General features: G+C 71.5%; 24 protein-coding genes. 14 read left to right on the top strand and 10 right to left on the bottom strand.

All coding sequences use genetic code 11. The features are described from left to right. Nucleotides 1-197 (top strand): transposase (locus L615_RS18180; protein ID WP_145726029.1); only part of this gene is annotated, 197 nt, incomplete at its 5' end. A 374-nt stretch (nucleotides 198-571) separates the two neighbouring features. Here the strand turns inward: L615_RS18180 and L615_RS18175 are convergent. From L615_RS18175 to L615_RS18165, 3 genes are read right to left on the bottom strand one after another with little or no spacing between them, the layout of a single operon-like run. Continuing rightward, complete coding sequence (locus tag L615_RS18175) at nucleotides 572-1,072, bottom strand: NUDIX hydrolase (protein ID WP_145726028.1); 501 nt, start codon at nucleotides 1,070-1,072, stop codon at nucleotides 572-574. Then, complete coding sequence (locus L615_RS18170) at nucleotides 1,069-1,737, bottom strand: MBL fold metallo-hydrolase (protein WP_028654082.1); 669 nt, start codon at nucleotides 1,735-1,737, stop codon at nucleotides 1,069-1,071. Before L615_RS18170 ends, L615_RS18175 begins: the two co-directional genes overlap by 4 nt. After that, nucleotides 1,734-2,435: a maleylpyruvate isomerase family mycothiol-dependent enzyme gene (locus tag L615_RS18165; RefSeq protein WP_145726027.1), complete on the bottom strand. Its 702-nt coding sequence runs from the start codon at nucleotides 2,433-2,435 to the stop codon at nucleotides 1,734-1,736. The genes L615_RS18170 and L615_RS18165 overlap by 4 nt, the downstream gene beginning before the upstream one ends. A 167-nt stretch (nucleotides 2,436-2,602) precedes the next feature. On the opposite strand from L615_RS18165, the gene uvrA reads away from it, so the two are divergent. From uvrA to L615_RS18150, 3 genes are read left to right on the top strand one after another with little or no spacing between them, the layout of a single operon-like run. After that, nucleotides 2,603-5,644, top strand: coding sequence for an excinuclease ABC subunit UvrA (uvrA, locus tag L615_RS18160; RefSeq protein WP_145726026.1), 3,042 nt, complete (start codon nucleotides 2,603-2,605; stop codon nucleotides 5,642-5,644). A 34-nt stretch (nucleotides 5,645-5,678) separates the two neighbouring features. Further along, entirely contained in the window at nucleotides 5,679-6,170 is a 492-nt protein-coding gene (locus tag L615_RS18155) for a Rieske (2Fe-2S) protein (protein WP_145726025.1), read from the top strand. Continuing rightward, the gene (locus L615_RS18150; protein WP_028654079.1) at nucleotides 6,167-6,583 is read left to right on the top strand and encodes a Rieske (2Fe-2S) protein; all 417 of its coding nucleotides are present in this window, start codon (nucleotides 6,167-6,169) and stop codon (nucleotides 6,581-6,583) included. The genes L615_RS18155 and L615_RS18150 overlap by 4 nt, the downstream gene beginning before the upstream one ends. Here L615_RS18150 and L615_RS18145 read toward each other — a convergent pair. Continuing rightward, a complete protein-coding gene (locus L615_RS18145; protein WP_186449924.1) occupies nucleotides 6,484-7,869 on the bottom strand; it encodes a pyridine nucleotide-disulfide oxidoreductase in 1,386 nt (461 codons plus the stop codon). The two genes, L615_RS18150 and L615_RS18145, sit on opposite strands and share 100 nt — an antisense overlap. A gap of 67 nt (nucleotides 7,870-7,936) precedes the next feature. Between L615_RS18145 and uvrC the strand changes: the two genes are divergently transcribed. The 9 genes from uvrC (at nucleotide 7,937) to L615_RS18100 (ending at nucleotide 16,757) form a co-directional block, all read left to right on the top strand. Further along, a complete protein-coding gene (gene uvrC, locus L615_RS18140) occupies nucleotides 7,937-9,910 on the top strand; it encodes an excinuclease ABC subunit UvrC (RefSeq protein ID WP_145726024.1) in 1,974 nt (657 codons plus the stop codon). Nucleotides 9,911-9,915: 5 nt separating this feature from the next. After that, a complete protein-coding gene (gene rapZ / locus L615_RS18135; protein ID WP_145726023.1) occupies nucleotides 9,916-10,785 on the top strand; it encodes an RNase adapter RapZ in 870 nt (289 codons plus the stop codon). After that, nucleotides 10,778-11,749: a uridine diphosphate-N-acetylglucosamine-binding protein YvcK gene (gene yvcK, locus L615_RS18130; RefSeq protein WP_145726022.1), complete on the top strand. Its 972-nt coding sequence runs from the start codon at nucleotides 10,778-10,780 to the stop codon at nucleotides 11,747-11,749. Before rapZ ends, yvcK begins: the two co-directional genes overlap by 8 nt. A gap of 107 nt (nucleotides 11,750-11,856) precedes the next feature. Then, nucleotides 11,857-12,843, top strand: a complete 987-nt coding sequence (gene whiA / locus L615_RS18125) for a DNA-binding protein WhiA (protein WP_028654076.1) — start codon at nucleotides 11,857-11,859, stop codon at nucleotides 12,841-12,843. A gap of 225 nt (nucleotides 12,844-13,068) precedes the next feature. Further along, on the top strand, nucleotides 13,069-14,067 hold the full coding sequence (gap, locus tag L615_RS18120) for a type I glyceraldehyde-3-phosphate dehydrogenase (RefSeq protein ID WP_028654075.1): 999 nt from the start codon (nucleotides 13,069-13,071) through the stop codon (nucleotides 14,065-14,067). Nucleotides 14,068-14,072: 5 nt separating this feature from the next. Next, nucleotides 14,073-15,272, top strand: coding sequence for a phosphoglycerate kinase (locus L615_RS18115; RefSeq protein ID WP_145726021.1), 1,200 nt, complete (start codon nucleotides 14,073-14,075; stop codon nucleotides 15,270-15,272). A gap of 3 nt (nucleotides 15,273-15,275) precedes the next feature. Beyond that, on the top strand, nucleotides 15,276-16,073 hold the full coding sequence (gene tpiA / locus L615_RS18110; RefSeq protein WP_028654073.1) for a triose-phosphate isomerase: 798 nt from the start codon (nucleotides 15,276-15,278) through the stop codon (nucleotides 16,071-16,073). 30 nt (nucleotides 16,074-16,103) lie between these two features. Continuing rightward, nucleotides 16,104-16,340, top strand: a complete 237-nt coding sequence (gene secG, locus L615_RS18105) for a preprotein translocase subunit SecG (RefSeq protein ID WP_028654072.1) — start codon at nucleotides 16,104-16,106, stop codon at nucleotides 16,338-16,340. Between the two features lie 57 nt (nucleotides 16,341-16,397). Then, on the top strand, nucleotides 16,398-16,757 hold the full coding sequence (locus L615_RS18100; RefSeq protein WP_145726020.1) for an RNA polymerase-binding protein RbpA: 360 nt from the start codon (nucleotides 16,398-16,400) through the stop codon (nucleotides 16,755-16,757). A gap of 499 nt (nucleotides 16,758-17,256) precedes the next feature. Here L615_RS18100 and L615_RS18095 read toward each other — a convergent pair whose 3' ends face one another. The 6 genes from L615_RS18095 to tkt all read right to left on the bottom strand — a co-directional run bounded on the left by L615_RS18095 (nucleotide 17,257) and on the right by tkt (nucleotide 24,709). Next, nucleotides 17,257-17,385, bottom strand: a complete 129-nt coding sequence (locus tag L615_RS18095; protein ID WP_145726019.1) for a methionine/alanine import family NSS transporter small subunit — start codon at nucleotides 17,383-17,385, stop codon at nucleotides 17,257-17,259. Further along, the gene (locus tag L615_RS18090; protein ID WP_145726018.1) at nucleotides 17,382-18,920 is read right to left on the bottom strand and encodes a sodium-dependent transporter; all 1,539 of its coding nucleotides are present in this window, start codon (nucleotides 18,918-18,920) and stop codon (nucleotides 17,382-17,384) included. Before L615_RS18090 ends, L615_RS18095 begins: the two co-directional genes overlap by 4 nt. 108 nt (nucleotides 18,921-19,028) lie before the next feature. Then, on the bottom strand, nucleotides 19,029-19,781 hold the full coding sequence (pgl, locus tag L615_RS18085; RefSeq protein WP_145726017.1) for a 6-phosphogluconolactonase: 753 nt from the start codon (nucleotides 19,779-19,781) through the stop codon (nucleotides 19,029-19,031). Beyond that, complete coding sequence (gene pgi, locus L615_RS18080; protein ID WP_145726016.1) at nucleotides 19,778-21,457, bottom strand: glucose-6-phosphate isomerase; 1,680 nt, start codon at nucleotides 21,455-21,457, stop codon at nucleotides 19,778-19,780. Before pgi ends, pgl begins: the two co-directional genes overlap by 4 nt. A 4-nt stretch (nucleotides 21,458-21,461) precedes the next feature. Then, on the bottom strand, nucleotides 21,462-22,580 hold the full coding sequence (gene tal / locus L615_RS18075) for a transaldolase (RefSeq protein ID WP_145726015.1): 1,119 nt from the start codon (nucleotides 22,578-22,580) through the stop codon (nucleotides 21,462-21,464). A 47-nt stretch (nucleotides 22,581-22,627) separates the two neighbouring features. Further along, on the bottom strand, nucleotides 22,628-24,709 hold the full coding sequence (gene tkt, locus L615_RS18070; RefSeq protein WP_145726013.1) for a transketolase: 2,082 nt from the start codon (nucleotides 24,707-24,709) through the stop codon (nucleotides 22,628-22,630). 142 nt (nucleotides 24,710-24,851) lie between these two features. Between tkt and L615_RS18065 the strand changes: the two genes are divergently transcribed. Beyond that, nucleotides 24,852-25,766, top strand: a complete 915-nt coding sequence (locus L615_RS18065) for a heme o synthase (RefSeq protein WP_028654066.1) — start codon at nucleotides 24,852-24,854, stop codon at nucleotides 25,764-25,766. Nucleotides 25,767-26,203 lie beyond the last annotated feature (437 nt).

The following is a 26,203-nucleotide window of genomic DNA, read 5'->3' as shown; positions in this document are numbered from 1 at the left end:
GGGTCAAGAAGCACCGCGCCGGCATCCTCACCTCGATCGAGCACGGCATGTCCAACGGTCCCACCGAGTCGGTCAACACTCGCATTCGGCTCCTGACCCGGATGGCCTTCGGATTCGCCTCGCCAGACGCCCTCATCGCTATCGCAATGCTCAGCCTCGGTGGCTACCGTCCCGCGCTCCCAGGGCGGYCCTGTTGACCCACACATGCGTCAGGAGAGCCCTGTGGACTGGCGATTCTCCCAAGTCTCCATCCACAGCCCGCCTTCGAGGCCCGGTGGTTTCGAGGCTCCTCGCTAGCGCTCGACGCACCTCAACCACCGGGAGTCGGGTGCCCGGCGTGACCAGCCAAGGGGCCGTCTACGGAACCGCAAACCGACAGGCGGACCCGACCACCTGCGCAGACTCCTCGTCGCTGCCTTTCGGGACTGTGCCGGCTACGGAACCGCAACCCGCGCAGATCAGGCACCGACGCAACCGCAAGCCGACCGCCGGACCCGACCATCTGCTCAAGCCCCTCGTCGCTGCCTCCTCGGTCCTGTGCCGGCTACGCAACCGCAGCCAGCCCAGCCCGTCAGACGTCCCCGACCACCTTCCACAGCAACCCCACGGTGTCGGGGACGAAGGGCAACGTCCGCACCATCTCCCGCAGGTCGTCGACGCTCACCCACGCACCCCAGACGACTTCCTCCGGCTGCCAGGTGATCGGGCCGTCGTAGACGCAGGTGAAGCAGTAGGCGTGGTAGCGGGTGTGCTCGTCGGCGTAGTCGGCCTCGCCGGACCGAAGCGGGACGCCGGTGACTCCGAGCTCCTCAGCGACCTCGCGGACGGCGGCGTCGTACGGCTCCTCGCCGACCTGGAGGACACCGCCGGCGGCGAAGTCGTAGCGGCCGGGGAACACGTCCTTGGTGTCGGTACGACGGTGGACGTAGACCTCACCGGCCCGGTTGCGGACGACGACCGCGGTCGCCGCGTGGCGGAGGTTGCGGGCGCGCACCTCGCGGCGGGGGACGACCTCGCCGGTGGGGCGGCCGTCCTCGCCGTACAGCGGGACGAGCTCGTCGCCGGGGTTCACCAGCCGCGTTCGCGCCACTCCGCGAGGTGGGGGCGCTCGGCGCCGAGGGTGGAGTCGTTGCCGTGGCCGGGGTAGAACCAGGTGTCGTCGGGCAGGGTGCCGAAGATCTTCGACTCGACGTCGTCGATCAGCGTGGCGAAGGCGGCGCTGTCGCCGAAGGTGTTGCCGACGCCGCCGGGGAAGAGGGAGTCACCGGTGAAGAGGTGCGGCGAGCCCTCGGGGTCGCGGTAGAGCAGGCAGATCGAGCCGGGGGTGTGGCCGGTGATCCGGATGACCTCCAGCTCGCACTCGCCGACGGCGACCTTGTCGCCGTCGCCGACGCGGCGGTCGATGGTGACGCCGGTCTGCTCGGTGATCGCGTCGGCGTCGGGCTCGCCGGCGACGGTGGTGGCGCCCGTGACCTTCACCACCTCGGCGAGGCCGCGGTGGTGGTCCCAGTGCTGGTGGGTGGTGGCGACGGTGGCGATGGCCCCGTCGGCGACCTGGAGGATGCTCTCCGGCTGGTCGGCGGCGTCGACGAGGAGGTTCTCGCCGGTCGCGCGGCAGGTGAGCAGGTAGCAGTTGTTCGACATCTTCTCGTCGACGGCCAGCTTGGTGATCGTCAGCGCCGCCAGCTCGCGCACGTCGGGCGCGCCGCCCGGCGTCACCTCTCCGGTGTAGGTCATCGTCCCTCCATCGTCGGAAGCGTCCCGTTCGTGCTGGACAGTACTGGCCCCGGGTCACGTCCCGTCGCCCACCACGCGAGGGCCGCCAGCGGGCCGCTCACGGTCGGGGCGTCGGGGCCGGCGCTGCCGAAGGTCCACCGCGCCGGCTCGTCCGTCGCGACGACGTGGAAGCCCGGGCCGGAGGCGCGGCGCACCTCCTCGGCGAGGAAGTCCATCGCGGTCGCCTGCGGCCAGTCGGAGGCGGTGTATCCGGCGTCGAGGTCGGCGTGGTGGATCTCGACCTCGCGCAGCCGGATGAACGGTACGGCGGTCGCCGGCATCAGCTGCCCGCCCGGCGTGCGCTCGAAGGTGGTGCCCTCGGGCAGGCCGGCGGCGACGTCCGCCACCTCGGCGAACGCAGCGACCGACGTACGGAGCCGCTCCCGGACGGCCGCGGGTGAGGTGGCGGCGAGCGCCGCCAGGTCGTCGATGTCGCGGTCCCGGTCCGCCTGGGAGGTGTACATCGTCACCGGGACGCCGTCGCGGAACCCGCGGAGGACCCCGGCGAGGGCCTCGGCGTTGAGCGTGACGTGGGCGATGACGTGCGCGCGGCTCCAGCCGGCACAGTGGGTCGGTGCGCCCCAGGCGTCGTCGGGGAGGCGGTCGACCGTGTGGAGCATCCGCTGGCTCGCGGACTCGAGCTGGGCGAGGAGGGCCATCGGGCCATCATGCCCCGGGCTGCCGTCCCCGGTCGCCGGCCTCTGCGCGAAAAGGACCGTTGTCGGCGGCGGGTGAGAGGGTAGTTCCCCGGTGTGGCAGTTTGCGTCCACGCCGTACCATGACGAACACTTGTTCGATTCCGACAGTCACCAGCAAGGGACCGGTAGTGCAGGATCAGCTGATCATCCGTGGGGCGCGCGAGCACAACCTCAAGGACGTCTCGATCGACCTTCCCCGCGACTCCCTGATCGTGTTCACCGGCCTCTCCGGGTCCGGAAAGTCGAGCCTGGCGTTCGACACGATCTTCGCCGAGGGCCAGCGGCGCTACGTGGAGTCCCTCTCGGCGTACGCCCGGCAGTTCCTCGGCCAGATGGACAAGCCCGACGTGGACTTCATCGAGGGCCTGTCCCCGGCCGTCTCGATCGACCAGAAGTCGACGTCGAAGAACCCGCGCTCGACGGTCGGCACGATCACCGAGGTCTACGACTACCTCCGCCTGCTCTACGCCCGCGCGGGCCGTCCGCACTGCCCGACCTGCGGCGCCCCGATCGAGCGGCAGACGCCGCAGCAGATCGTCGACCGGATGCTGGCCCTCGAGGAGGGCACCCGCTTCCAGGTGCTGGCCCCGGTCGTCCGCGGCCGCAAGGGCGAGTACGTCGAGCTGTTCCGCCAGCTGCAGTCCCAGGGCTTCTCGCGGGCCCGGGTCGATGGCGAGACGCACAGCCTCGACAACCCGCCGACCCTGGACAAGAAGCTCAAGCACACGATCGAGGTCGTCGTCGACCGGCTCGCGGTCAAGGAGTCGGCCAAGCGCCGGCTCACCGACTCCGTCGAGACGGCGCTCGGCCTCGCCGGCGGGCTCGTCGTGTTCGACCTGGTCGACGCCGGCAAGGAGCTGAAGTTCTCCGAGAAGATGGCGTGCCCCAACGAGCACGCCATCGAGACCGACGACCTCGAGCCGCGCTCGTTCTCCTTCAACTCCCCGTTCGGGGCCTGCCCGGCCTGCACCGGCCTCGGCACCCGCATGGAGGTCGACCCGGAGCTGGTCGTCCCCGACCCGACCGCGACCCTCGCGGAGGGTGCGCTGCAGCCGTGGAGCCACGCCCACGTGGCCGACTACTTCGGCCGCCTGCTCGTCGCCCTCGGCGAGGAGCTCGGCTTCGACGTCGACACCCCGTGGGAACAGCTGTCGTCGCGCGCCCGCAAGGCGATCCTCGAGGGGCACCCGACCAAGGTCCACGTGGTCACACGCAACCGCTACGGCCGGCAGCGCTCCTACTACGCCGACTTCGAGGGCGTGAAGACGTACGTCGAGCGCCGCCACCGCGAGGCCGAGAGCGACACCAGCCGCGAGCGGTTCGAGGGCTTCATGCGCGAGGTCCCGTGCCCCGTGTGCGTCGGCAGCCGGCTCAAGCCGGTCTCGATGGCCGTCACCCTCGGCCCGAAGGACCGCGGCGGCAAGAACATCGCCGAGGTCTGCGCCCTGCCGATCAGCGAGGCGGCGGCCTACCTCAACGACCTCGACCTGTCCGCCCGCGAGCGGCAGATCGGTGAGCGGGTCCTCAAGGAGATCCAGGAGCGGCTGAACTTCCTGCTCGACGTCGGCCTCGACTACCTCTCGCTCGACCGGCCCTCCGGCTCGCTGTCGGGCGGCGAGGCGCAGCGGATCCGGCTCGCGACCCAGATCGGCGCCGGCCTGGTCGGCGTCCTCTACGTCCTCGACGAGCCGTCGATCGGCCTGCACCAGCGCGACAACCAGAAGCTCATCGAGACCCTCGTCCGGCTCAAGGAGCTCGGCAACACCCTCATCGTCGTCGAGCACGACGAGGACACGATCCGGGTCGCCGACTGGATCGTCGACATCGGCCCGGGCGCCGGCGAGCACGGGGGACAGGTGGTGCACTCGGGCACGGTCAAGGACCTGCTCGAGCACCCGGACTCGATGACCGGGCAGTACCTCTCCGGCCGTCGCGAGATCCCCGTGCCGGCCGTGCGCCGGCCGCGGACCGTCGGTCGGGAGCTCACGGTCCACGGCGCCCGCGAGCACAACCTGCAGAACGTCGACGTGAGCTTCCCGCTCGGCGTCTTCTGCGCGGTCACCGGTGTCTCCGGCTCCGGCAAGTCGACCCTGGTCAACGACATCCTCTACACCTCGCTGGCCAAGCAGATCTACAACTCCCGGTCCATCCCCGGCCGGCACCAGAAGATCACCGGCCTCGAGCACGTCGACAAGGTCATCCACGTCGACCAGTCACCGATCGGCCGCACCCCGCGGTCCAACCCGGCGACCTACACCGGCGTCTTCGACCACGTCCGCAAGCTGTTCGCGCAGACGCCCGAGGCGAAGATGCGCGGCTACCAGCAGGGCCGCTTCTCGTTCAACGTCAAGGGCGGCCGCTGCGAGGCGTGCGCCGGTGACGGCACGATCAAGATCGAGATGAACTTCCTGCCGGACGTCTACGTCCCGTGCGAGGTGTGCCACGGCGCCCGCTACAACCGCGAGACGCTCGAGGTCCACTACAAGGGCAAGACCATCGCCGAGATCCTCGACATGCCGATCGAGGAGGCGCTGGAGTTCTTCGCCGCCGTGCCGGCCATCGCGCGGCACATGAAGACCCTCGTCGAGGTCGGCCTGGGCTACGTCCGGCTCGGCCAGCCCGCCACCACCCTGTCCGGTGGTGAGGCACAGCGCGTCAAGCTCGCCGCGGAGCTGCAGAAGCGGTCGACCGGCCGCACGGTCTACGTCCTCGACGAGCCGACGACCGGCCTCCACTTCGAGGACATCCGCAAGCTGCTCGGCGTCCTCTCCAGCCTCGTCGACAAGGGCAACACCGTCCTGGTGATCGAGCACAACCTCGACGTCATCAAGACCGCCGACTGGATCATCGACATGGGTCCCGAGGGCGGCTCGCGCGGCGGCACCGTCGTCGCCGAAGGCACGCCCGAGGACGTCGCCGCGGTGCCGGAGAGCTACACCGGCCAGTTCCTCAAGCCGCTGCTCGAGGGGCGCCACGCCGAGCAGCCCGGTGCCCCGAAGCGGGCACCGCGCACCGAGGCACCCGCGAAGAAGTCCGCAGCCAGGAAGAGCGCAGCGAAGAAGGCGACGACGAAGAGCGCTGCGACGAAGAGCGCTACGACGACGAAGGCTGCGACGAAGAAGGCTGCGACGAAGGCCACGACGCGGAAGAAGGCCGCGAGCACCTCATAGGCTGCGTTCAGGAAGGCCCCGTAGCCTGACCGCCATGACCGCCCCCCTGAGCAGGCGACGGGCCCTCTCCGGAGCAGCGACCCTCGGTGTCAGCGTCCCCCTCCTCGCCGCGTGCGGCGACGACGGCGGTACGACGGCAGCGGAGCCGACCTCGAGCGGACCCGCCAGCACCGGCCCGGCCTCGCCGTCCGGCGGCGCGAGCTCCTCGGCCCCGGCGGGCTCCCCGGGCGCGGCCCCGGCGAACGCGCTCGTCGCGACCGCCGATGTCCCGGTCGGCGGCGGCGTGATCCTCAAGGACGAGGAGGTCGTCGTCACGCAGCCCGAGGCGGGGGAGTTCAAGGCGTTCAGCGCGATCTGCACCCACCAGGCGTGCCTGGTGACCTCGGTCGAGGACGGCGCCATCGCCTGCGCCTGCCACGGCTCGATGTTCTCCGTCGACGACGGCTCGGTCACCGGCGGCCCGGCACCCTCGGCGCTGCCCGAGGTGGCGGTCGACGTCCGGGGTGACCAGGTGGTCAAGGCGTGACGGCCCCGGTCGTCAGCCGACGCATCGTCTTCTCCGGGCTCGGCGCGCTCGGCGTCGCCGCCGCCCTCGCGGGCTGCGCCGGGGGAGGCGACGGTGGTGGCGGCTCGTCGCCCGCGGTCGACGCGGGCGCGGACCTCGTCGGCACCGCCGAGGTGCCCGTCGGCGGCGGCGTCGTGCTGACCGACCAGAAGGTCGTGGTCACCCAGCCGACCGAGGGGACGTTCAAGGCGTTCACCGCGGTGTGCACGCACCAGATGCTGCTGGTCACCTCCGTGGAGGACGGCAGCATCCGCTGCGACAACCACGGGTCGGTCTACTCCGCCGAGACCGGCGAGGTCGAGGGCGGCCCGGCCCGTTCCGCGCTCGCCGAGGTGCCGATCGAGGTCAGGGACGACCGGATCCTCGCCGCCTGAGCCTCTTGGGCCTCCTGGGCCTCCCGGCGCCACGCGGCGTCGCGCGGGGACGGCCGGCGGTCCAGCCGTGCGTCGAGCACGACGCGCGCCTCGTCGTACCTCCCGGCGCGGAGCAGGGCCGCGATGCGGGCCTCCTCGACGAGCTCGCGCTGCGCGTCCGAGCCGCCGACCCGCCACGCGTGCGGGCCGAGGTCGGCGAGCCGGTCGGCGCCCTCGCTCCACCGCCCGGTCGCCATCAGCCGCAGGGCCCGGGCGAGCGGGCCGACCACCTCCCGGTGGGTCGCCGCCGGGTGCGCGTCGCACCAGCGGGCGAGCCGGTCGAGCCCGGCGTCGTCGCCGACGGCCAGGAGTGCCACGGCGGAGTGCATCCCGAGGAACGCGGTCGACGGCTGCTCGAGGACCCCGGTGCCGGTGAGCGCGACCACCTCGTCGAGGGTCGGCACCTCGACCTCGCCGGGGGTCAGCGCCCAGCGGAAGAGCAGCGACCCGGTGTCCACGAGCGCCCGGCAGCCGACCGCGTGGCGCGGCTGCAGCTGAGACTCGTAGCGGCGCCGGACGGCCTCGACGTCGCCGAGCGAGAGCTCGTGCAGCGCGGCGTGCCAGGAGAAGTGCGTGAGGCTGTCGGTCTGCGCGCCGTCGCCGAGGACCCAGGCGTCCATCCACGCCAGCCCGGCCGCGTGGTCGCCGGTCTCGTAGTGCGCGTGCGCCCGCGCGTGCGCAGCGTGCCCGCCCGCCGGCTCGACCGCCAGCGAGCGGCAGGCGAGGTCCATGGCCTCGTCGAAGCGCCGCTGCTCCTGGCGGACGAAGGCCATCAGCCCGTTGATCCACGGGTCGTCGCCGTAGGCGGGCGCGGCCTGCTCGACGATCCGCCAGGCCTCCTCGGGCAGGTCGGTCACGCCGGCGAAGGCGATGGTCGGCATCGCCACCGACAGCAGCACCGCGTCCCGGGGGTACGCCGCCAGGTGGCTCACCAGCGGGCCGGAGTCGCCCTGGAGGTGCCGGTCGATGGCGTGCACGTGGCTGCGCTCCCGCTCGCTCGCCCGCTGGGCGTGCAGCCGGGCGTCGGCGAGCCGCGAGGCCACGTCGACCTGCACGCACATCTCGTGGCCGAGCAGGGCGAGGGTGGCGTGCCCCAGGGCGAAGGTCGGGTCGAGGGTGATGGCGACGGCGAACCGATTCGCGGCACCGGCCCGCAGCCGCAGCAGGTCCCGGACGCCGTCGACGTAGGCCTCGGCAGCCGGGCGGCTCGTGGTGAGGGAGTACCCGTACGCGTCTCGACAACCCATAATCCTAGTAAACCACCAGACATTGCCTAGTAAGAGCACTGTCGGCACGTCTCCGTAGGGTGGAGCAGTGCCTGACCCGTTGAGCTACCGGCCCAAGCCGGGCGAGATCCCCACGGAGCCGGGTGTCTACCGGTTCCGTGACGCGCGCGGCCGGGTCATCTACGTCGGCAAGGCGAAGAGCCTGCGGGCCCGCCTGTCGTCGTACTTCCAGGACATCGGCAACCTCCACCCGCGCACGGCCACGATGGTGACCACGGCCGCGTCGGTCGAGTGGACGGTCGTCAAGACCGAGGTCGAGGCGCTGCAGCTGGAGTACTCCTGGATCAAGGAGTACGACCCGCGGTTCAACGTGAAGTACCGCGACGACAAGTCCTACCCGTGGCTGGCCGTCACGGTGTCGGAGGAGTTCCCGCGGGTCACGGTCGGCCGCGGTGCCAAGCGCCGCGGCACGCGCTACTTCGGCCCCTACAGCCACGCCTGGGCGATCCGCGAGACCGTCGACATCCTGCTCCGCGTCTTCCCGATGCGCTCGTGCAGCAACGGCGTCTTCAAGCGGTCCAGCCAGATCGGCCGGCCGTGCCTGCTGGGCTACATCGACAAGTGCTCGGCCCCGTGCGTCGGCAACATCTCGTCCGAGGACCACCGGGCGATCGTCGACGACTTCTGCGAGTTCATGGCCGGGCGGACCCGACCCTTCATGAAGCGCATCGAGCAGGAGATGTACGCCGCGTCGGACGCCCTCGACTTCGAGAAGGCAGCCCGGCTGCGCGACGACCTCGGCGCGATGCAGAAGGCGCTGGAGAAGCAGGCGGTCGTCCTGGGCGACGGCTCGGACGCCGACGTGATCGCGCTGGCCGAGGACCCGCTCGAGGTCGCGGTCCAGGTCTTCTACGTCCGCGGCGGCCGGATCCGCGGCCAGCGCGGCTGGGTCGCCGACCGCACCGACGACGGCGACACCTCCTCGCTGGTCGAGCACTTCCTGCTCCAGCTCTACGCCAGCGTGTCGCGTGAGGACGCCCGGGACGCGGTGCCGCGGGAGATCCTCGTGCCGGAGCTCCCGCCCGAGCCGGCGACGTGGGAGCAGCTGCTGTCCGACCTGCGCGGCTCGCGGGTCGAGCTGCGCGTCCCGCAGCGTGGCGACAAGCGGGCTCTCCAGGAGACCGTCGCCCGCAACGCCAAGGAGTCCCTCGCGCTCCACAAGACCAAGCGTGCCAGCGATCTGACGACCCGCAACCTCGCTCTTGCCGAGATCGCCGAGGCGCTCGAGCTCGAGGAGGCGCCGCTGCGCATCGAGTGCTTCGACGTCTCGCACACCCAGGGCACCGAGATCGTCGCGTCGATGGTGGTCTTCGAGGACGGCCTGGCCCGCAAGGGGGAGTACCGCCGGTTCGTGATCCGCGACCAGGACGGCTCCGACGACGTCGCCGCGATGCACGAGGTGATCACCCGCCGGTTCCGGCGCCTGCTCGACGAGCAGGCCCGCTCGGAGCTGCGGCCCGGTGACCCCGAGGCCGGCACCGGACCGATGCTGGTCGACCCGGACACCGGCCGGCCCCGCAAGTTCGCCTACGCCCCCGGGCTGGTCGTGGTCGACGGCGGTGCGCCCCAGGTGGCAGCGGCGCAGCGCGCGCTCGACGAGCTCGGCATCGACGACATCCCCGTCTGCGGCCTGGCCAAGCGGCTCGAGGAGGTCTGGCTGCCGGGGGAGGAGGACCCGGTCATCCTGCCGCGCACCTCCGAGGGCCTCTACCTGCTGCAGCGGGTCCGGGACGAGGCGCACCGGTTCGCCATCGCCCACCACCGCAACCGCCGCTCGAAGTCCATGGTCGAGAGCGTCCTCGACGGCGTCCCCGGACTCGGCGAGGTGCGCCGCAAGACGCTGCTGCGCCACTTCGGCTCGCTGCGCAAGCTGCGTGCGGCCAGCGTCGAGGAGATCGCCGCGGTGCCCGGTGTCGGACCGCGCACCGCCGCCGCCATCAAGGAGGCGCTGGACCGCGAGGACACCGGTGCGACGCCCCGGGCGAAGGTTCCACCACAATGACCCCCATGAGTGAGAGCACCCCCGGGCCGCTCGTCGTGGTCACCGGGATGACCGGTGCCGGCCGCAGCACCGCGGCGAAGGAGCTGGAGGACCTCGGCTTCTTCGTCGTCGACAACCTGCCGCCGAGCCTGCTGGCCGACGTCGTTCGGCTCGTCGACGAGAGCCACGGCCCCGCGCAGCCGGTCGCCGTCGTCGTCGACGTCCGGTCCGGCGAGTTCTTCCAGGGCTTGCGCAGCGTGCTCGCCCACGGCGCCACCGGCCGCGACACCACGCTCGTCTTCCTCGACGCCTCCGACGAGGTGCTCGTCCGCCGCCAGGAGGCCGCGCGCCGCCCGCACCCGCTGCAGCGGGGCGGCCGCCYCCTCGACGGCCTCCAGCGCGAGCGCGTCGTCCTCGGCGACCTGCGCTCCGAGGCCGACCTCGTCATCGACACGAGCAAGCTCAACGTCCACCAGCTGACCGACCGGATCGCCGAGGCCTTCGGCACGGCCGAGTCCACCCGGCTGCGGGTCACCGTGATCAGCTTCGGCTTCAAGTACGGCATCCCCGTGGACGCCGACTACGTCGCCGACATGCGCTTCCTCCCCAACCCGCACTGGGTGCCCGAGCTCCGCCCACGCACCGGCCAGGACCTCGAGGTCGCCGCCTACGTCCTCGACCAGCCCGGCGCGGAGGAGTTCCTCGACGCTTACGTCACGCTGCTCTCCGGCGTCGCCCAGGGCTACCTGCGCGAGGGCAAGCGCTTCATGCGGGTCGCCATCGGCTGCACCGGCGGCAAGCACCGCAGCGTCGCCATGACCGAGGAGATCACCCGGCGCCTGCTCGAGCAGGGGTACGTCGCCCGCGCGATCCACCGCGACCTCGGCCGTGAGTGACCTGCGGGCGCAGGCGGTGGTCGCGCTCGGCGGCGGCCACGGCCTCCACGCCTCCCTCAGCGCCCTGCGGCACCTGCTCGACGACCTCACCCTCGACGAGCTCACCGCCGTCGTCACCGTCGCCGACAACGGCGGCTCCTCCGGCCGGCTCCGCGGAGAGTTCGGCGTCCTGCCCCCCGGCGACCTGCGGATGGCGCTCGCCGCGCTCTGCGGCGACGACGAGTGGGGCGACACCTGGGCCCGGGTGCTGCAGCACCGCTTCCAGGGCGACGGCGAGATGCGCGGCCACGTCGTCGGCAACCTGCTCATCGTGGGCCTGTGGGAGCTGCTCGGCGACCACGTCGACGCGCTCGACTGGGTCGGCCGCCTGCTCGGCGCCCGCGGCCGGGTGCTCCCGATGGCGCTCACCCCGATGGACATCACCGCCGAGGTGCGGGGCCTCGTCGCCGGCGACCCCGATGCGCTGACGTCCGTGAGGGGCCAGGTCGAGGTCGCGACGACCGACGGCGTCATCGACTCGATCGCTCTCGACCCGGCGGTCCCCGAGGTCAGCCCCGCCGTCCTCGACGCGATCGCCCAGGCCGACTGGGCCGTCCTCGGCCCGGGGTCCTGGTTCACCTCCGTGCTGCCGCACCTGCTGGTGCCCGCGCTGCGCGAGGCGCTGGTCGCGACGCCGGCCCGCCTCGTCGTCGTGCTCAACCTCGCCGAGCAGGAGGGGGAGACGCACGGCTTCGGCCCCGCCGACCACCTCCGGGTGCTCGCCGAGCACGCCCCCGACCTGGCCATCCACACCGTGCTGGCCGACCGCGGCTCGGTCGGTGCCGACCTCGCCGAGCTCGAGGAGCTGGTGCGCCTGCTCGGGGCACGGCTCGTCGTCGACGACGTCGCCGTGGGTGACGGCTCGCCCCGCCACGACGCGGTGAAGCTCGCGGCGGCGTACGCCCGGATCTTCGAGGCCGGCTGAACCAGCTCCGCCCCCGAGTGGGAGCGGCTGCCACCGGCCGGGACGTCTGGTTCGTCACGTCGTCCTCGCCGTCGAGGGTTGTTGACCAACGTGGCAGGATCAGCGGCATGGCGATGACGGCACAGGTGAAGGCGGAGCTGGCCAGTACCCCGGTCACCAAGGCGTGTTGCCGCAAGGCCGAGGTCGCCTCCACGCTGCGCTTCTCGGGTGGCCTGCACATCGTCGGTGGCCGGATCGTGGTCGAGGCCGAGCTCGACACGGGCGCCGCCGCGCGCCGCCTGCGCAAGGACATCTCCGAGATCTACGGCCAGTCCTCCGATGTGGTCATGGTGCAGGGCAACGGCCTGCGCAAGGGGAGCCGCTACATCGTCCGCGTGGCGAAGGACGGCGAGGCGCTCGCGCGCCAGACCGGGCTGCTCGACCAGCGCGGCCGCCCCGTGCGGGGTCTGCCGCCCGCCGTCGTCTCCGGCGGCGCCTGCGACGCGGTCGCGGCGTGGCGCGGGGCGTTCCTGGCCCACGGCTCGCTGACCGAGCCCGGCCGGTCGTCCTCGCTCGAGGTCACCTGCCCCGGCTCCGAGGCCGCGCTCGCCCTCGTCGGCGTGGCTCGCCGCCTCGGCATCCAGGCCAAGGCCCGCGAGGTCCGCGGCGTCGACCGCGTCGTGATCCGTGACGGCGACGCGATCGGCCAGCTGCTCACCCGGCTCGGCGCGCACGAGACGCTGATGGCCTGGGAGGAGCGCCGGATGCGCCGCGAGGTGCGCGCCACCGCCAACCGGCTCGCGAACTTCGACGACGCCAACCTGCGCCGCTCCGCCCGCGCCGCCGTCACCGCCGGCGCCCGCGTCGAGCGCGCGATGGAGATCCTCGGCGAGGAGGTCCCCGACCACCTGCGGATGGCCGGCGAGCTCCGGCTGCAGCACAAGCAGGCCTCGCTCGAGGAGCTCGGCCAGCTCCACGACCCGGTGCTCACCAAGGACGCGATCGCCGGCCGGATCCGCCGCCTGCTCGCCATGGCCGACAAGCGCGCCGAGGACCTCGGCATCCCGGACACCGAGGCCTCGCTCACGCCGGAGATGCTCGCCGGCGACGCCTGACCGCTCATCCCGGTCACCCCGGTCACCGCACTCGCTGCCGCCCACCGCCCCTCCATGCCCGGGTCGACCCGGATGGATGTGGGAACGTGTGGGTACTTGTTGCTACCTGCCCGTATGCCGGACGAGGGGCGGCGGGCGTTCGTACGCCGCGGCTAGGGTCGGGGGGGACGCATGATCTGCGTCACACTCGCGACACCCCCGCTGACCGAGCAGAGGAGCAACCACGTGACTGTCCGCGTAGGCATCAATGGATTCGGCCGAATCGGCCGCAACTTCTTCCGAGCAGTACGTGCCAGTGGTGCGGACATCGAGATCGTCGGGGTCAACGACCTGACGGACAACGCGACCCTGGCCCACCTCCTCAAGTGGGACTCCATCCTCGGCCCGCTGGACGCCGACGTCTCCTCGACCGACGACGCGATCGTCGTCGGCGGCACGAAGATCAAGGCCTTCGCGGAGCGTGACCCGGCCGCCCTGGGCTGGGGCGACCTCGGCGTCGACGTCGTGGTGGAGTCCACCGGCTTCTTCACCGACGCGACCCAGGCCCGCGCCCACGTCGACGGAGGTGGCGCGAAGAAGGTGATCATCTCCGCGCCGGCGAAGAACGAGGACGTCACCATCGTCATGGGCGTCAACCACGACCTCTACGACCCGGGCGCGCACACCGTCATCTCCAACGCCTCGTGCACCACGAACTGCCTCGCGCCGATGGCGAAGGCGCTCAACGACGGCCTCGGCATCGTCAAGGGCCTGATGACSACGGTSCACGCCTACACCGCCGACCAGAACCTGCAGGACAACATCCACAAGGACCTGCGTCGCGCCCGTGCCGCCGCGATCAACATCGTCCCGACCTCGACCGGCGCCGCGAAGGCGATCGGCCTCGTCCTGCCCGAGCTCAAGGGCAAGCTCGACGGCTACGCCCTGCGCGTGCCGACCCCGACCGGCTCGCTGACGGACCTGTCCTTCGAGGCGTCCCGTGAGACCTCGGTCGAGGAGGTCAACGAGATCGTCAAGGCCGCCGCCGACGGCCGGTTCCTCGTCTACTCGACCGACCCGATCGTGTCCTCCGACATCGTGACCAACCCGGCCTCGTGCATCTTCGACGCGCCGCTCACCAAGGTGATCGGCAACCAGGTCAAGGTCGCGGGCTGGTACGACAACGAGTGGGGCTACTCCAACCGCCTCGCGGACCTCATCACGCACGTGGGCGCTACGCTCTGACGCTTGTGACGGAGTACAAGGGCCTCGGCGAGGTCACCGGCAAGCGTGTCCTGGTCCGCTCGGACCTCAACGTCCCCCTCGACGGGACCACGATCACCGACGACGGCCGCATCCGTGCGAGCGTCCCGACCATCAAGGCGCTCGCCGACGCCGGCGCCCGGGTCGTGGTGACCGCGCACCTCGGCCGGCCCAAGGGGGAGCCCGACCCGGCGTACTCCCTGGCGCCGGTCGCGTCCCGCCTCGCCGAGCTGCTCGACCGCCCGGTCGCCTTCGCGACCGACACGGTCGGCGCGTCGGCGCAGGAGACGGTGGCTGCCCTGGGTGACGGCGAGGTCGCCCTGCTGGAGAACGTCCGCTTCAACGCGGGCGAGACCAGCAAGGACGACGCCGAGCGCGGGGCCTTCGCCGACCAGCTCGCCGCCCTGGCCGACGCCTTCGTCAGCGACGGCTTCGGTGTCGTGCACCGCAAGCAGGCCAGCGTGTACGACGTCGCGCAGCGCCTCCCGCACGCCATGGGCGGCCTGGTCGCCACCGAGATCGACGTGCTGCGGCGGCTGACCGTCGAGCCCGAGCGGCCCTATGTCGTCGTCCTCGGCGGCTCGAAGGTCTCCGACAAGCTCGGCGTGATCGACAACCTGCTCGGCAAGGCCGACAAGCTCCTCATCGGCGGCGGCATGGTGTTCACCTTCCTCAAGGCCGAGGGCCACGAGGTCGGCAAGAGCCTGCTCGAGGAGGACCAGCTCGACACCGTGCGCTCCTACCAGCAGCGCGCGCAGGAGCTCGGCGTCGAGATCGTCCTGCCCACCGACATCGTCGTGGCCGGCAGCTTCGGCGACGAGGCCTCGGCCCGTGTCGTCCCGGCGACCGGCATCCCGGCCGACACCCTCGGCCTGGACATCGGCCCCGAGTCCGGCAAGGCCTTCGCCGCCGCGCTCGCCGACGCGCGCACCGTCTTCTGGAACGGCCCGATGGGCGTCTTCGAGCAGGCAGCCTTCGCCGACGGCACCCGTGCGGTCGCCGAGGCGCTGACCCGGGTCGACGGTCTGTCGGTCGTCGGTGGCGGCGACTCCGCGGCCGCCGTACGCACCCTCGGCTTCGACGAGGACGCGTTCGGCCACATCTCCACCGGTGGCGGCGCCAGCCTCGAGTACCTCGAGGGCAAGGAGCTGCCCGGCATCACCGTCCTCGAGCAGGGAGACTCCTGAGCCATGGCTGCTGCACGCACCCCGCTGATGGCGGGCAACTGGAAGATGAACCTCAACCACGCCGAGGCCGTGGTGCTGGTGCAGAAGCTCGCCTGGACCCTGTCCGACAAGCGCCACGACTACGGCAAGGTCGAGGTCGCGGTCATCCCGCCGTTCACCGACATCCGCTCCGTCCAGACGCTCGTCGACGGCGACCGCCTCTCGATCAGGTACGGCGCCCAGGACGTCTCGCAGCACGCCAGCGGCGCCTACACCGGCGAGATCTCGGCGGCGATGCTCGCCAAGCTCGGCTGCTCCTACGTCGTGGTCGGCCACTCCGAGCGGCGGCAGTACCACGCCGAGACCGACGAGGTCGTCAACGCGAAGGCCAAGGCGGCGCTGGGGGAGAAGATCACCCCCATCGTCTGCGTCGGCGAGGGCCTCGAGGTGCGCCAGGCCGGCGAGCACGTCGCGTTCACCAACGAGCAGGTCCGCGGCTCGCTCGCGGGCCTGACCAAGGCCCAGGTCGCCGGCCTGGTCATCGCCTACGAGCCCGTGTGGGCCATCGGCACCGGCGAGGTCGCCACCCCGGACGACGCGCAGGAGGTCTGCGCCGCGATCCGCACCCAGGTCCGCGAGTCCTTCGGCGACGAGGCCGCCGACTCCGTACGCATCCTCTACGGCGGCTCGGTGAAGGCCGCCAACGTCGCCGGCATCATGGCAAAACCCGACGTCGACGGTGCCCTCGTGGGCGGCGCGAGCCTCGAGGCGGACGAGTTCGGCGGAATCTGCCGCTTCTACGACATGCCGGTGCTGGGATAGCTCCGGCCCTGACGTAGGATTCCACGCGTGTTGTCGACGCTCCTCACTGTGCTGCTCGTGATCACGAGCCTCCTGCTCATCCTTCTGGTGTTGCTGCACAAGGGTCGTGGCGGCGGACTCTCGGACATGTTCGGCGGCGGCGTCTCGAGCTCGCTCGGCGGCTCGTCCGTCGCTGAGCGCAACCTCGACCGGTTCACGGTCGGCATCGGCGTCATCTGGTTCGCGTGCGTCCTCGCGCTCGGCCTGCTGCTCGCCTATCAGAACTGATCGACTGCAACCGGCCCGCGGCATCGCGGGTCACTCGATGCTGGAGGAGAGAATCCGTTGGCTGGTGGTGGGAACGCAATCCGCGGTAGTCGCGTCGGTGCAGGCCCGATGGGCGAGGCCGAGCGTGGTGAGGCTGCGCCGCGTCAGGCAGTGACGTACTTCTGCGCGAACAGCCACCGCTCGGTGATCACGTTCTCGGTCGAGGCCACCGTCCCGGAGTCCTGGGACTGCCCCAAGTGCGGCCTCCCGGCCGGCCTCGACTCGGACAACGCCCCGCCGGCGCCGAAGATCGAGCCCTACAAGACGCACCTGGCCTACGTGAAGGAGCGTCGCTCCGACAAGGAGGCCGAGGTCATCCTCGACGAGGCCATCCAGCTGCTGCGTTCCCGTCGGAAGTCCGGCGAGATCATCTTCTGATCCCCCGCGCTGCCGCGCACGCCGTTGCCTTCGTTCGATTGCACGGTACGCCTGGCGGCAAGCCCTTCGCCCGGTGGTTGAGGTGCGACGAGCGCCAGCGAGGAGCCTCGAAACCTCCGGGTCTTGATGGCGGGCTGTGGTGGGCACAGTCCGGTGGACCGGGCCGGTGGTTTCGAGGCTCGGCCGCGGGCGGCCTCGCACCTCAACCACCGGCGGGCTCTGCGCTGGGGCGCCTCGGGCGCCGTCCGCGCGAGCGCGTCCCCTGTCGGGGGCGGCCTCCCGGTGGTTGAGGTGCGACGAGYGCTAGCGAGGAGCCTCGAAACCTCCGGGCCTTGATGGCGGGCTGTGGTGGGCACAGTCGGGTGCATCGGTGCCGGTGGTTTCGAGGCTCGGCGCTGGGGCGCCTCACCCCTCAACCACCGGCGGCCTGGCTGGGCGCTGGGGCGCCTCGCACCTCAACCACCGGCAGTCGGCATGTCTCAGGCTCGTTCGTGGGTGGTCAGAGGTCGCGGTGGACGTCGTCCAGGGACGGGAGGTCGTGGCGGTTGAGGCGGATGATGGCGACGATGAGGCCGCCCCACAGGATCGCCATGGCGACCAGCATCAAGATGACGGCGTCGAGGCTCACTGGATCTCCTTCTTGAGGGTGTCGGACTCGGCATCGAGGCTGGTCTCGGGGCGCCAGCGGACCTGGGCGGCCGCGACGGCGAACACCACGACTGCCACGGCGCTGCCCCAGCCGAGGACGTTCAGCATCCAGGCGGGGTAGCCCTCGTAGGGCTCCTTGATGTCGGCGACGAGGGCGTCGATCAGGACGTAGGTCAGGGCGACCGGCGCGACGAAGCCGACGAGCGCGTACCACGGCCGGCCGAGCGGCAGCGAGCCGAACCGGTTGAGGTGCGCGGCCAGGGACGGCAGCTCGCGCAGGCCCCAGGCCACGACGACCATGCTGACGACGGCGACGACGAGGATGCCGTACTGGTTGATGAAGTGGTCGATGATGTCGAGCACGTAGACGCCGCTGGTGGTGCTGAACAGCACGAGGCTCAGCAGCGCGGCCGGGACGCCGACGGCCATCGAGGCGCCCACCCGGGTCATCTCGAACTTGTCGCGGACGGCCGAGATGACGACCTCGATGACGCTCACCAGCGACGTGAGGCCGGCGATCACCAGCGACCCGAAGAACAGCACGCCGATGAGCGCGCCCGCGGGTGCCTCGCTGATCAGGGCCGGGAAGACCACGAAGGCGAGGCCGAGGCCGTCGGCGGCGACGTCCTCGACGGCGACACCACTGGCCTGGGCCATGAACCCGAGCGCGGCGAAGACACCGATGCCGGCGAGCAGTTCGAACCCCGAGTTGGCGAAACCGACCACGAAGCCCGCGCCCGGCATGTCGTTGTGCCGGTCGACGTACGACGCGTAGGTGATCATGATGCCGAAGCCGATCGAGAGCGAGAAGAAGATCTGGCCGAAGGCGGCGGCCCAGACACCGGGCTCGGCGAGCGCGTCCCAGCTGGGCGAGAAGAGCGCGTCGAGGCCGAGCGACGCACCGTCGAGCGTGAGCGCGCGGACGACGAGCAGGCCGAAGGCGACCATCAGCACGGGGATGAACCACAGCGAGAGCCGGCCGATGCCCTTCTGCACACCAAGCGCCATCACCGCGAGCACGACGAGCCAGACGAGGGCGAGTGGCACCAGCACGCCGACCACGACGTCGAGAGTGACGCCCGGGTCCCCGGCCTGGAGGAAGTCACCGAAGAGGAAGCCCTCCGGGTCGTCGCCCCACGCCTCGTTGACGGAGAAGAAGGTGTAGCGCAGGGCCCAGGCGATGACGGCGGCGTAGTAGATCGCGATCAGGAAGCAGATCGCGACCTGCCACCAGCCGAGGGCCTCGGTCTTGCGGCGCAGCCGCGCGAAGGTGAGCGGCGCGGAGCCGCGGTAGCGGTGCCCGAGGGCGTAGTCGAGGAAGAGGAACGGCAGGCCGGCCGTGAGCAGGGCGACGAGGTAGGGGATCAGGAACGCTCCGCCGCCGTTCTCGTAGGCGACGTAGGGGAACCGCCAGATGTTGCCCAGCCCGACCGCGGATCCGATCGCGGCGAAGATGAACACCTTGCGACTGCTGAACGCTCCGCGCCGTTGCGCTTCGTTCGTGGTGGACGTCATGTCGGACATCGTGTCGCGGGTGGGTCCCGGTGACCAACACCACACGCTACTGTCCAGTTCCGGGCGCCGTATCGTCCGTCAGACGGACAATCAGGGGGAGTCGCCCGGTCAGATGGCGGAGGCAGCCCCGGTGTCGAGGAACCACACCGTCTCGGCGATCCCGCACACCCCGCGCGCCGGCGTCTCCCGCAGGGCCGCGGCCTCGGCGTCCGGCGCGAGCTCGGCCATCGCCCGCCGCACGGCGTCGGCCTTGCCGTCGCCGCTCACCACGAACCACACCGCCTGCGCCCGGTTCAGGGCCTCGAAGGTGAGGCTGACCCGGTCCGGCGGCGGCTTGGGGGAGTCGTGGACGGCGACGGCCAGGTCGCCCGTCGCGTCCAGCCCGGGGTGGCCCGGGAACAGCGAGGCGATGTGGCCGTCGGGGCCGACGCCCAGCATCAGCACGTCGAAGTCGCCGCTGCCCGTCGAGCGGATCGTGGCGGCATACTGCTCCGCCGACTCCTCGGCCGTGGCGACCTCGTCGGACGCCGGGGCGGAGTGCACCCGCGACGCGCCGACCTCGTCGAGGAAGGCCGCACGCGCTTGCGCGACGTTGCGGTCGGGGGAGTCGGACGGGACGAACCGCTCGTCGCCGAAGTAGAAGCGCACCGCGCCCCAGTCGACGCCGGAGGCGTCGGCGAGCCGGGCCACCTCGTGGTGGATCGCCTCGGCGATCGAGCCGCCGGKCAGGCCGATGTCCGGCACGTGGCCGGCGGCCTGGGCGTCGGCGATGCGGTTGAGGAGCTCGCCGGCGACGGCGGTCGCCAGCGCGGCGGCGTCGTCGTGGACCTCGACGAGGGGAGCAGGTCGGTCAACGGTCATCGGGTGCGGTGCTCCAGGTAGTAGCGGATGAGGGCCCGGGTCGAGCCGTCCTGGTCGGCGAGCGCGGACTCCTCGCCGTCGATGGCGGGGGCGAGCTGCAGGGCGAGCTGCTTGCCGAGCTCGACGCCCCACTGGTCGAAGCTGTCGATGCCCCACACCACGCCCTGGGTGAAGGTGATGTGCTCGTAGAGGGCGATCAGCTGGCCGAGCACGGACGGGGTCAGCGCCGGCGCCATGATCGACGTCGTCGGCCGGTTGCCCGGGAAGACCCGCGCCGGGACGATCGCCTCGGGGGTGCCCTCGGCGCGCACCTCGTCGGCGGTCTTGCCGAACGCGAGCGCCTTGGTCTGGGCGAAGAAGTTCGCCAGCAGCAGCTCGTGCACGTCCTTCTCACCGTCGGCGAGCGGGTAGGCCGGGTCGGCGAACGCGATGAAGTCCGCCGGCACGAGCCGGGTGCCCTGGTGGATCAGCTGGTAGAACGCGTGCTGGCCGTTGGTGCCGGGCTCGCCCCAGAACACCTCGCCGGTGTCGGTGGTCACCGGCGTGCCGTCCCAGCGCACGCTCTTGCCGTTGGACTCCATGGTCAGCTGCTGGAGGTACGCCGGGAAGCGGTGCAGCAGCTGGGCGTACGGCAGCACGGCGTGGGTCTGCGCGTCGAGGAAGTTGGTGTACCAGACGTTGAGCAGGCCCATCAGGACCGGCACGTTCTGCTCCAGCGGTGTGCGCAGGAAGTGCTCGTCGACGGCGTGGAAGCCGGCGAGGAACTCGTCGAAGCGGTCGGGGCCGATGGCCACGACCAGCGAGGTGCCGATGGCGGAGTCGACCGAGTAGCGCCCGCCGACCCAGTCCCAGAACCCGAAGGCGTTGTCGGGGTCGATGCCGAACTCCGCCACCTTGTCCAGCGCCGTGGAGACCGCGACGAAGTGCTTCGCCACCGCGGCGGCGGTGTCGTCGTCGCCCTGGCCGATGGCGCCGCTGCCGCGCAGCGAGTCGAGCAGCCAGGCGCGGCACAGCCGGGCGTTGGTCAGCGTCTCCAGGGTGCCGAAGGTCTTGCTGGACACGATGAACAGCGTCGTCGCCGGGTCGAGCCCGGCCAGCGTGCTGGCCGCGTCGGTCGGGTCGATGTTGCTGATGAACCGGCACTCGATGCCGTCCTGGACGTAGTGCGCCAGGGCCTCGTAGGCCATCACCGGGCCCAGGTCGGAGCCGCCGATGCCGATGTTGACGACCGTCGAGATCCGCTGCCCGGTGACCCCGGTCCACCGGCCCGAGCGGACGTCGTCGGCGAACGCGTAGACCTTGCGCAGCACGTCGTGGACGTCGTCGACGACGTCCTGGCCCTCGACCTCGACCTCGGCATCGGGCGGCTGCCGCAGCGCGGTGTGCAGCACGGCCCGGTCCTCGGTGACGTTGATGTGGTCACCGCGGAACATCGCGTCGCGCCGCGCCTCCAGGCCGACCTCGCCCGCGAGCCCGACCAGCGCGGCGAGCACCGCGTCGTCGAGGAGGTTCTTGGACAGGTCGACGTGGAGGTCACCCACGTCGAGGGTGAGCCGGGCCGCGCGTTCGGGGTCCTCGGCGAACCAGCGCCGCAGGTCCGGGGCGAAGCCGTCAGCGAGCCTCGTCAGCGTCGCCCAGGCGGCCGTGGAGCGGGGGTCGACCGGCGCCGCGACCACGGGGTCAGCCCTCGGCCGGTCCCGTGACCGCGGCCATCTGGCCCTTGACGGTCTCGACGAGCTCGGACCACGACGCCTTGAACTTGGAGACGCCCTCCTGCTCGAGCACGAGGAAGACGTCGTCGAGGTCGACCCCGGCGGCCGCGATCTGGTCGAAGACCTCCTGCGCCTCGCCGGCCTTGCCGGTCACCTGGTCGCCCTGCACCTCGCCGTGGTCGGCGAAGGCCTGCAGCGTCTTCTCCGGCATCGTGTTCACGGTGTCGGCGACGACCAGGTCGGTGACGTAGAGGGTGTCGGGGTAGTCCGGGTTCTTCACGCCCGTCGACGCCCACAGCGGGCGCTGGGGGTGCGCGCCGGCGGCGGCGAGCTGCTGCCAGCGCTCGGAGGCGACGACCTCCTCGAACGCGGCGTAGGCGAGCCGGGCGTTCGCCACGGCGGCCTTGCCGCGCAGCGCGAGGGCCTCGTCGGAGCCGATCTTCTCCAGCCGGGCGTCGATCTCGGTGTCGACCCGGGACACGAAGAAGGATGCAACCGAGCGGATCGTCGACAGGTCGTGGCCCGCCTCGCGGGCCTTCTCCAGGCCGGCGAGGTAGGCGTCCATGACCGCGCGGTAGCGCTCGACCGAGAAGATCAGCGTGACGTTGACGCTGATGCCGGCACCGATGACCTCGGTGATCGCCGGCAGGCCCTCGAGGGTCGCGGGGATCTTGATCAGCGCGTTCGGGCGGTCGACCGCCTTCCACAGCGCCTTCGCGGAGGCGACCGTCGCGTCGGTGTCGTTCGCCAGGTCGGGCTCGACCTCGATCGAGACCCGGCCGTCGTCCTTCGTGCGCCCGGCGACCGGTGCGAGCACGTCGCACGCGTTGCGCACGTCGTCGGTGGTGAGCTCGAAGATCACCTTGTCGACGTCGGCGCCGTCGGCGACCAGGCCACGGACCTGCTCGTCGTACCGCTCGCCGTCGGCGATCGCGCTGGCGAAGATGGTCGGGTTGGTGGTGACACCCACGACGGAGGAGCCCTCGACGAGCTCGGCCAGGTTGCCGGTCTCGATGCGCTCCCGGGACAGGTCGTCGAGCCAGATGGACACGCCCGCGTCGGCGAGCGCCTTCAATCGGTCAGTCATGGATCCTCCTCGTGAGAGTGGTGGTCACTGCACCGATCCGACGGTGGTCAGAGCGATGCGGCGCTGATGCTCTCCCGGGCGGCCTGGGCGACTGCCTCGGGGGTGAAACCGAACTCGCGGAACAGCGTGCCGGCGTCGGCGCTCGCACCGTAGTGGTCGATGCTCACGATCCGGCCGGCGTCGCCGACGTACTCGCGCCAGCCCCGGGCCTTGACGGTCGGCGGGATCACCGAGTCGCGGTAGGCCTGGGTCTGCTCCTCGAACCACTCGAGGCAGGGGAGCGACACGACGCGCGCCTGGACGCCCTCGGCCGCGAGCTGCTCGCGGGCGGTGACGGCCAGCTGGACCTCGGAGCCGGTGGCCAGCAGGACGACATCGGGCTCGCCGCCCTCGGCGTCGAGCAGGACGTACCCACCCTTGGCGACGTCATCCGTGGAGGCGAAGCCGTCGGTGCCCCGCGGGAAGACCGGGACGTTCTGGCGGCTCAGGACGAGGCCGGCCGGGCGGTCGGTGTTGCGCAGCACCTGCAGCCACGCTGCCGCGACCTCGTTGGCGTCCGCGGGGCGGATGATGTCGAGGCCCGGGATGCCGCGCAGCGCCCAGAGGTGCTCGATCGGCTGGTGGGTCGGGCCGTCCTCGCCGAGGCCGATGGAGTCGTGCGTCCAGACGTAGACGACCGGCGCCTTCATCAGCGCCGCGACGCGGACCGCGCCGCGCATGTAGTCGGAGAACGTGAGGAAGGTGCCGCCGAAGACGCGGGTGCCGCCGTGGACGGCGATGCCGTTCATGATCGCGCCCATGCCGTGCTCGCGGATGCCGAAGTGGATCACGCGGCCCTGGTAGGGGTCGCCCTGCCACTCCTCGACGGAGCGGTCGGTCGGCAGGAAGGACGGCGCGTCCTTGATGGTCGTGTTGTTCGAGCCGGCGAGGTCGGCCGAGCCGCCCCACAGCTCCGGCATGACCGGGGCGATCGCGTTGATGACCTTGCCGGACGCGGCGCGGGTGGCCACGCCCTTGGCGTCCGCCTCGAACGTCGGCAGCGCGGCCTCGAGGCCCTCGGGCAGGGCCCGCTCCTTCATCCGGGCGAGCAGCGCGGCGCCCTCGGGGTGGGCGGCCGCCCACGCGTCGTACCGCTGGTTCCACTCGGCGGCCCACTTCTTGCCGCGCTCGACCAGGCCGCGGGTGTGCGCCAGCACGTCCTCGGGGACTTCGAAGTCCTTCCCCGGGTCGAACCCGAGGATCTCCTTGGTCGCCGCGACCTCCTCGGCGCCGAGCGCCGAGCCGTGGGCGGCCTCGGTGTTCTGCGCGTTCGGGGCCGGCCAGGCGATGACCGTCTTGAGGACGATCATCGACGGCTTGTCGGTGACCTCGGCGGCCGCCTTCAGCGCGGCGTGCAGCGCCGGGACGTCCTCCTCGTAGTTCGCGAGGTCGGAGTGGTCGGTGCCGGTCCAGTCCACCGTCTGCACGTGCCAGCCGTAGGCCTCGTAGCGCTTCGCCACGTCCTCGTTGAACGCGATGTGGGTGTCGCCCTCGATCGAGATCCGGTTGGCGTCGTAGATGACCGTGAGGTTGCCGAGCTCCTGCGTGCCCGCGATGGACGACGCCTCGCTGCTCACGCCCTCCTCGAGGTCACCGTCGGAGGCGATGACGTAGATGTTGTGGTCGAAGATCGACTCGCCGTCGCCGGCCTCGGGGTCGAGCAGGCCGCGCTCGCGGCGGGCGGCCATCGCCATGCCGACCGCGTTGGAGATGCCCTGGCCGAGCGGCCCGGTGGTCACCTCGACGCCGGCGGTGTGCCCGAACTCGGGGTGGCCCGGGGTCTTCGAGCCCCAGGTGCGCAGGGTCTGCAGGTCCGAGACCTCCAGCCCGAAGCCGCCGAGGTAGAGCTGCGTGTACAGCGTGATCGAGCTGTGGCCGGCGCTCAGCACGAAGCGGTCGCGGGCCATCCAGTCCGGGTCGGCGGGGTCGTGGCGCATCACCTTCTGGAACAGCAGGTACGCCGCCGGGGCGAGGCTCATCGCGGTGCCGGGGTGGCCGTTCCCGACCTTCTGCACGGCGTCCATGGCCAGCACGCGTGCGGTGTCGACGGCCTTGCGGTCGAGGTCGGTCCAGTCCAGCTCCGGGATCATGGCTCCGAGCCTACCGAGCACGGTGTCGTACCCGACACTGGCCGGGTGCGGCGGACAGGGCTGCTTGGGGCTACACTCGACACGCTTCGACCCCATCCTGCGAGGAACGGTAGTGACCTACGTCGACCCCACCAGCCGCGAGCTGCTGGCCGACGACGCAGGGACCCCGAAGACCTTCCGCGACGTCGTCATGGCGTACGTCGGGCTCACCAAGCCCCGGGTCATCGAGCTCCTGCTGCTGACCACCGTCCCGGTGATGTTCTTCGCAGCGCGCGGCGTCCCCGAGCTCGGCCTGGTCCTGGCCACCGTCGTCGGCGGGACGCTCTCCGCCGGCTCCGCCTCGGTGTTCAACTGCGTCTACGACCGTGACATCGACGAGCAGATGCGTCGTACCCGGCGCCGGGCGCTGCCGCGCCACATCGTCACCCCGGCCGCCGCTCTCGTGTTCGGCACCGTCCTCGGCGTCGCCTCGACCGTGATCCTCGCCGTCTGGGTCAACACCCTCTCGGCCGTCCTGTCGGTCAGCGCCAACGCGTTCTACGTCTTCGTCTACACGATGCTGCTCAAGCGGCGGACCACCCAGAACATCGTCTGGGGCGGCATCGCCGGCTGCTTCCCGGCCCTCATCGGCTGGACCGCCGTCACCGGCGAGCTGTCGTGGGTCCCGATCGTGCTCTTCCTCGTCGTCTTCTTCTGGACGCCGCCGCACACCTGGGCCCTCGCCCTGCGCTACCGCGAGGACTACGCCCAGGTCGACGTCCCGATGCTCCCGGTCGTGAAGCCCGCCCGCTCGGTGGCCTTCCAGATCGTCGTCTACAGCTGGGTGATGGTCGCGACCTCGCTGGTGCTGTGGCCCGTCGCCGAGACCGGCGTCGTCTACCCGGTCGTCGCCGGCGTCCTCGGCGCGATCTTCCTCGCCCAGGCCCACGCCCTGCACCGCCGGGCCAAGGACTCGAACGAGCTCAGCGTGCTGCAGCCGATGAAGCTCTTCCACGCTTCGAACCTCTACCTCAGCCTGCTGTTCGTGGCCGTCGCGATCGACCCGCTGCTGTTCTGAGCCGATTGCGCGAGCGTGTCGCCTGTCGAGGGCGGCGCGCAGGCCTCGCAAGCTCGGCCCGCACTTGCCCTCGACGCGCCTCCGGCGCGGGCGCCACGCTGCCGCGCACGCAGTTGGCTTCCATAGGACCTGCCTCCGCCTGGCGGCAAGCCCTATCGGATGGCGCGAGCGTGTCGCCTGTCGAGGGCGGCGCGCTGCCGCGCGCGCAGTTGGCTTCCGTAGGACCTGCCTCCGCCTGGGGGCCAGCCCCAGGGTGCGTTCGGGGCTGATGTCCCGCGATCGGGCAGGAACTGCAGCTCCAGAGCCCGATTTGCTGTGGTTTGGGACCAAACGGCAGACCCCAGACTCCGGGAGTGGCCGGGTGGGGGCGGTGCCGGGAGCCGGGCCCCCGCGGGGCGATGTCGGGGTGCCGTCGGCGTCGGGGCCAGGTCCCGCGC

Source organism: Nocardioides sp. J9, from assembly GCF_007829375.1.
Classification (GTDB): Bacteria; Actinomycetota; Actinomycetes; order Propionibacteriales; family Nocardioidaceae; genus Nocardioides.
This window is presented reverse-complemented; position numbering and strand designations above follow the sequence as displayed.